The sequence below is a fragment of the Aeromonas cavernicola genome, from assembly GCF_002795305.1.
GTDB lineage: Bacteria > Pseudomonadota > Gammaproteobacteria > Enterobacterales > Aeromonadaceae > Aeromonas > Aeromonas cavernicola.
In genome coordinates this window covers 1-1,016 of record NZ_PGGC01000295.1, presented here as the reverse complement: position 1 = coordinate 1,016, position 1,016 = coordinate 1, and the positions used below count along the sequence as shown (strand labels likewise).

The window sequence follows — 1,016 nt, the reverse complement described above, 5'->3', positions numbered from 1 at the left end:
AGTTAGGAATATGTTTTTGCAGGAAATGTACTATGTGATCTCTTGCAGGATGTTTGGGGATAAATTTGTCCTGGTGAGGAAGATAAAGAATAGTAGGGTGAAGGAACCATGGGTGACAAATGAGGTGGAAAATCTAGTCAGGTGGAAGAAGGCAGCATACATGAGGTTTAGGAAGCAAGCATCAGATGGGGCTATTGAGGAAAGGAGCTTAAGAAGGGGCTGAGGATAGCAAGAAGGGGGCATGAGAAGGGCTTGGCGAGTAGGGTAAAGGAAAACTCCAAGGCATTCTTCAATTATGTGAAGAAGGAAAGGATGACAGGAGTGAAGGTAGGACTGTTTATCTATAAGGGTGGGAAGATGTGCCTGGAGGCTGTGGAAGTGAGCGAGGTCCTCAATGAATACTTCTCTTTGGTATTCACCACTGAGAGGGAACTTGATGATGGTGAGGACAATATGAGTGAGGTTGAAGTTCTGGAGCATGTTGATATTAAGGGAGAGGAGGTGTTGGAGTTGTTAAAATATGTTAGGATGGATAAGTCCCTGGGGCTTGACAGAATATTCCCCAGGCTGCTCGAGGCGAGGGAAGAGATTGCTGAGCCTCTGGCTAGGATCTTCATGTCCTCGTTGTCCACGGGAATGGTACCGGAGGATTGGAGGGAGGCGAATGTTGTCCCCTTGTTCAAAAAAGGTAGTAGGGATAGTCCGGGTAATTATAGACCAGTGAGCCTTACATCTGTGGTGGGAAAGCTGTTGGAAAAGATTCTTAGAGATAGGATCTATGGGCATTTAGAGAATCATGGTCTGATCAGGGACAGTCAGCATGGCTTTGTGAAAGGCAGTTCATGTCTAACAAGCTCTTTGAGGAGGTGACCAGGAATATAGATGAAGGTAGTGCAGTGGATGTGAACTACGTGGATTTTAGTAAAGCATTTGGTAAGATTCCACATGGTAGGTTTATTCAGAAAGTCAGAAGGCATGAGATCCAGGGAAGTTTGGCCAGGTGGATTCAGAATTGG

The 1,016-nt window shown here is 45.6% G+C and carries 2 protein-coding genes; both read left to right on the top strand.

All coding sequences use genetic code 11. From position 1 onward, the window contains the following. Positions 1-223 (top strand): hypothetical protein (locus tag CUC53_RS19395; RefSeq protein WP_236757978.1); only part of this gene is annotated, 223 nt, incomplete at its 5' end. A 29-nt stretch (positions 224-252) separates the two neighbouring features. After that, positions 253-870, top strand: coding sequence for an RNA-dependent RNA polymerase family protein (locus CUC53_RS18650; RefSeq protein ID WP_100295434.1), 618 nt, complete (start codon positions 253-255; stop codon positions 868-870). Positions 871-1,016: the final 146 nt, after the last annotated feature.